This window comes from Bartonella sp. AP57NXGY (genome assembly GCF_042195805.1).
GTDB lineage: Bacteria > Pseudomonadota > Alphaproteobacteria > Rhizobiales > Rhizobiaceae > Bartonella.
The window spans coordinates 1-4,256 of record NZ_JBHIOZ010000107.1; the positions used below are offsets into that span (position 1 = coordinate 1).

Annotated in this window: 10 protein-coding genes; all 10 read left to right on the forward strand. The window is 34.1% G+C overall.

Annotated elements, in window-relative coordinates; genetic code table 11:
* Positions 1-96 precede the first annotated feature (96 nt).
* The gene (locus ACFIL8_RS07905; protein WP_375689363.1) at positions 97-726 is read left to right on the forward strand and encodes a TrwN protein; all 630 of its coding nucleotides are present in this window, start codon (positions 97-99) and stop codon (positions 724-726) included.
* A 117-nt stretch (positions 727-843) separates the two neighbouring features.
* Positions 844-1,143, forward strand: coding sequence for a KorA family transcriptional regulator (gene korA, locus ACFIL8_RS07910; protein ID WP_375613158.1), 300 nt, complete (start codon positions 844-846; stop codon positions 1,141-1,143).
* Entirely contained in the window at positions 1,106-1,423 is a 318-nt protein-coding gene (gene trwL / locus ACFIL8_RS07915; RefSeq protein ID WP_375613157.1) for a VirB2 family type IV secretion system major pilin TrwL, read from the forward strand. Before korA ends, trwL (ACFIL8_RS07915) begins: the two co-directional genes overlap by 38 nt.
* A 137-nt stretch (positions 1,424-1,560) precedes the next feature.
* Positions 1,561-1,878: a VirB2 family type IV secretion system major pilin TrwL gene (gene trwL / locus ACFIL8_RS07920; RefSeq protein WP_375613156.1), complete on the forward strand. Its 318-nt coding sequence runs from the start codon at positions 1,561-1,563 to the stop codon at positions 1,876-1,878.
* Positions 1,879-2,023: 145 nt separating this feature from the next.
* On the forward strand, positions 2,024-2,338 hold the full coding sequence (trwL, locus tag ACFIL8_RS07925) for a VirB2 family type IV secretion system major pilin TrwL (RefSeq protein WP_375689365.1): 315 nt from the start codon (positions 2,024-2,026) through the stop codon (positions 2,336-2,338).
* Between the two features lie 109 nt (positions 2,339-2,447).
* A complete protein-coding gene (gene trwL, locus ACFIL8_RS07930) occupies positions 2,448-2,765 on the forward strand; it encodes a VirB2 family type IV secretion system major pilin TrwL (RefSeq protein ID WP_375628732.1) in 318 nt (105 codons plus the stop codon).
* 66 nt (positions 2,766-2,831) lie between these two features.
* Positions 2,832-3,143 carry a VirB2 family type IV secretion system major pilin TrwL gene (gene trwL / locus ACFIL8_RS07935; protein WP_375612573.1) on the forward strand — a complete coding sequence of 104 codons (312 nt, stop codon included), beginning with the start codon at positions 2,832-2,834 and terminating at the stop codon, positions 3,141-3,143.
* 128 nt (positions 3,144-3,271) lie between these two features.
* The gene (gene trwL, locus ACFIL8_RS07940; RefSeq protein ID WP_375613861.1) at positions 3,272-3,589 is read left to right on the forward strand and encodes a VirB2 family type IV secretion system major pilin TrwL; all 318 of its coding nucleotides are present in this window, start codon (positions 3,272-3,274) and stop codon (positions 3,587-3,589) included.
* Positions 3,590-3,645: 56 nt separating this feature from the next.
* On the forward strand, positions 3,646-3,963 hold the full coding sequence (gene trwL, locus ACFIL8_RS07945; protein WP_375613862.1) for a VirB2 family type IV secretion system major pilin TrwL: 318 nt from the start codon (positions 3,646-3,648) through the stop codon (positions 3,961-3,963).
* Positions 3,964-4,019: 56 nt separating this feature from the next.
* On the forward strand, positions 4,020-4,256 hold a 237-nt coding region (gene trwL / locus ACFIL8_RS07950), incomplete at its 3' end, for a VirB2 family type IV secretion system major pilin TrwL (RefSeq protein WP_375689367.1).

Sequence of the window (4,256 nt, forward strand, 5' to 3'; positions counted from 1 at the left end):
TCTGCAAATTTATAAAATCAAAAGACAACGAGAAAAAGCACAACACAGAATTAGCATTTGTATTAATAAAATTCTTCGTAATAAGGTGTATTGCTAATGATTGTTCCAGATTTCACATTTTTTGCTGCTGCATACATATCCAATACGCCCCCCATAGCATTTTCAGTTATCGCCAAACAAGAAGCGCGGGACAATGTCTATGTAACAGATGATAAAGATAACTTCTTCTATCAATCATCTCAGCTTAAGGAAACAATCGCAACAGCTGAACAGAGTGAACATAATTTTAACATAATTTTAGGGCAAATTGGTGTTGGAAATGTGAAATTGTTTTCTCTTTTTGATGCATTTGATTTTTGCAGAAATCTTACAGCTGCACAAAGCACTTTAACTTACTGCTATGAACAAACAACATCAAAGTGCGTCTTTGAAAAAGCGACTTTGCAGTCTGTGCTGAATTTTTACAATACAGAAAACTCAAGCCACACCCGTATGCAAAAAGTTACTTCATATATTGGAGTAAAAGCTGCTGTACGAGGAAATGAAGACTTGCAGGAGCCTGTAAAGCTTAAAAAAGAAGAACCAGAACAGACAACTAAAGTAGATTCTCTTTCTCTCTCTTCAAAAGGAGAAGAAGATGCATTTACACATAAAGAAAGTAGCGCCAGAGATGCTTTTTCAGCTGAAGATTTTTCTTCATCGAGAAGATCACTGAGTGATGACTGATATTTTCACGAAAACCTAGAATTTTGATAGGATATTATAATGAAAGGTAGATAAGAAAATGTTAAAGCTCTAATTAGTAAGATTGAACAAAATCTCTTCTAATTGAGGGCAAAGATAATGAAAATGATAGAACAAAACAGCGTTGATATGGCATTTAGTCAAAAAGCAGCACGTGAGATTACAGTCGTGATGCTTTCAGAAAGAGAATGGTATTTCACATTTATTTCTGATGATCCAATTACCGGAAAGCCAAATAAATATACATTACTTACACAAAGAGGAAAACTAAGAACTTGGGCTGATCCAAAATATCTCTTTAAGTTTCTTCATGAAAGAGGGGTCATTTGTGGGAGTTTTAATCTTAATCAGGATAAAGAACATGAAACAATTAAATATTCTTCACACAACAGCTCGTAATAAAATTGCTGCGTTTTCTGCAGCTTTAACTGTATTTTTTATGACCAATCCTGTATCCGCCCAAACAGCGGGTTTAGCTCCTGCAAAAAAAGCTTTAGAGGGACTCCAAACAGATTTAAAAACGATTATCCCCATTGCTGCTGCCGTGATACTTTTGTGCTTAGCAATTGGTTATGCAGGGCGCTACATCGGAAAAGACACATTTGTACGGTGGGCAATCGGTGTTGTTATCGCTGGTTCAGCAGCTGAACTTGCCAATTTATTATTTAAATCCAACTGATAAATCTATTTAAACATAAAATGTTTCTTTCATGAAATAAGAAACTTAGATTTCTGTATTTTTATTTAGCACAATAAAAACTATATCGAAAAAAGAGTTTATTTATACTAACTGTAATCTAAATTGGAATAAGCAATATGAAACAATTAAAAACTCTTCAAACAATAATTTGGAATAAAACTACTAAAGCCTCTGCAGCTTTAACTGTATTTTTTATGGCCAATCCTGTGTTAGCCCAAGCAGTAGTTTTAACTCCTGCAGACAACGCTTTAAAAGCGCTCCAAAAAGACTTGAAAGATATTATCCCCATTGCTGCTGCCGTTATACTTTTGTGCTTAGCAATTGGTTATGCAGGGCGCTATATCGGAAAAGATACATTTGTACGGTGGGCAATTGGTGTCGTTATCGCTGGTTCAGCAGCTGAGCTTGCTAATTTGTTATTTAAAAACACCTGATAAATCCTATTAAACACGAAGTATTTCTTTCATGAAAAAAGAATTTTAGACTTTAATACTTTTATTCCACATCAATTCAATGAAATTATCCCTATTTCATGGAAAAACTACTTGCGCCAAATACAATTTGATAAGGTTGAACAATATGAAACAATCAAAAATTCTTCAAACAATAATTTGGAATAAAGCTACTAAAGCCTCTGCAGCTTTAACTGTATTTTTTATGAGCAATTCTGCGTATGCTCAAGCAAAATTAACAAATGCAAAAACTGCTTTAGAGGGACTCCAAACAGACTTAAAAACGATTATCCCCATTGCTGCTGCCGTGATACTTTTGTGCTTAGCAATTGGTTATGCAGGGCGCTACATCGAAAAAGATACATTCGTACGGTGGGCAATTGGTGTCGTTATCGCTGGTTCAGCAGCTGAACTTGCCGATTTATTATTTAAAACTGCATAAATTTTCATGAAAGAAAATTTAGATTTCAGTATTTTCATTGTATTCAATAAAAAACATATTGAAGAAAAGAGATTACTCATACCAATGTGATATAAATTGAGATAAAAATATGAAACAATTAAATATCCTTCAAAGAATAATTCATAATAAAACTATTAAAAACTTTGCAGTTTCAGCTGTATTTTTTATCGCTAATCCTGTGTTAGCCCAAGCAGTAGTTTTAGAGCCTGCAAACAAAGCTTTAACTGCACTCCAAACAGACTTAAAAACGATTATCCCCATTGCTGCTGCCGTGATACTTTTGTGCTTAGCAATTGGTTATGCAGGGCGCTACATCGGAAAAGATACATTCGTACGGTGGGCAATTGGTGTCGTTATCGCTGGTTCAGCAGCTGAACTTGCAAATATGTTATTCAAAAGCGCGTAATAAAAAAGTCATGCTGTATAAAATATCTTTTTATCCTAAAGCGAAATCTAAATTGAGATAAACAATATGAAAAAATCAAAAGTTCTTCAAACAATAATTCGGAATAAAGCTACTAAAACCTCTGCAGCTTTAACTGTATTTTTTATGTCCAATCCTGTGTATGCTCAACAATTAACAACTGCAAAAGGTGCTTTAGAAAAACTCCGTGATGACTTAAAGTTGCTTATCCCTCTCGCTGCTGCTGTTATACTATTATGCTTAGCAATTGGTTATGCAGGACGCTACATCGGAAAAGACACATTCGTACGGTGGGCAATTGGTGTCGTTATCGCGGGCTCAGCAGCTGAACTTGCCGGTTTATTATTTAAACCTAACTGATAAATCTTTTGGAATAAGAAATATTTTTTGTAAAAGAAACTTTGGATTTCAATGCTTTCATTATGCATCAATGAAATTGTTTCTTATTTCGTAGAAAAAATATTTATGATAAATCAATGAAGCTAAATATGAGAAAATTAACTAATTTCCAGAAAAATAATAATGAAATTATAATAATTTCTGCAGCTTTAACTGTACTTTTTATTAGCAATCCTGCATATGCAGTGCAATTAAAAAATGCAAAACAAGCTCTAGACACTTTGCAAGATGATCTTGTTAAAAATATTATTCCTGTTGCTGCTGCTGTTATACTTTTATGCCTAGCCATTCTCTATGCTGGACGCTACATCGGAAAAGATACATTTATACGATGGGCAATCGGCGTTGTTGTCGCTGGCTCAGCAACCCAGCTTGCTCAACTGTTATTCAAAGGTGTAGTTAGTTAAAATTAAAGATGACAGCTATAATACAAAATGTTATTTAAAATCTTAATGAGAGAAATATGCGAAAATTAATTAACCTCCAGCCAAAAAGTAATAACAAAGTTGCAGCAATTTCTGCTGCTGTAACTATATTTTTTATGAGAAATCCTGCATGTGCAGCAATAGAACATGCAAACAAAGCTTTAACAGCTCTACAAACAGATCTTACTACTAATATTATTCCTGTTGCTGCTGCTGTTATACTTTTATGCCTAGCCATTCTCTATGCAGGGCGTTACATCGAAAAGGATACATTTATACGATGGGCAATCGGTGTTGTTATCGCTGGCTCAGCAACCCAGCTTGCTAAGCTTTTATTCACAGGTGCAGTTAATTAAAATTAAAGATGATAGCTATAATACAAAATGTTATCTATAATCTTAGTGAGAGAAATATGCAAAAACTAATTAGTTTCGAATCAAAGAACAATAACAAAATCATCACACTTTCTGCAGCTATAACTATATTTTTTATAACACATCCCGTATGGGCCCAAGTAAAATTAACTCCTGCAAAAACAGCTTTAGAAGAACTCCAAAAAGATCTTAATACTCATATTATTCCTGTCGCTGCTGCTGTTATACTTTTATGCTTAGCAATTGGTTATGCTGGACGCTACATCGGAAAAGAT

Excerpts from the sequence above, each read along its gene's own strand:
- ACFIL8_RS07905 (WP_375689363.1), top strand. The coding sequence starts at position 97 with ATGATTGTTCCAGATTTCACATTTTTTGCTGCTGCATACATATCCAAT.
- korA (WP_375613158.1), top strand. The coding sequence starts at position 844 with ATGAAAATGATAGAACAAAACAGCGTTGATATGGCATTTAGTCAAAAA.
- trwL (WP_375613157.1), top strand. The coding sequence starts at position 1,106 with ATGAAACAATTAAATATTCTTCACACAACAGCTCGTAATAAAATTGCT.
- trwL (WP_375613156.1), top strand. The coding sequence starts at position 1,561 with ATGAAACAATTAAAAACTCTTCAAACAATAATTTGGAATAAAACTACT.
- trwL (WP_375689365.1), top strand. The coding sequence starts at position 2,024 with ATGAAACAATCAAAAATTCTTCAAACAATAATTTGGAATAAAGCTACT.
- trwL (WP_375628732.1), top strand. The coding sequence starts at position 2,448 with ATGAAACAATTAAATATCCTTCAAAGAATAATTCATAATAAAACTATT.
- trwL (WP_375612573.1), top strand. The coding sequence starts at position 2,832 with ATGAAAAAATCAAAAGTTCTTCAAACAATAATTCGGAATAAAGCTACT.
- trwL (WP_375613861.1), top strand. The coding sequence starts at position 3,272 with ATGAGAAAATTAACTAATTTCCAGAAAAATAATAATGAAATTATAATA.
- trwL (WP_375613862.1), top strand. The coding sequence starts at position 3,646 with ATGCGAAAATTAATTAACCTCCAGCCAAAAAGTAATAACAAAGTTGCA.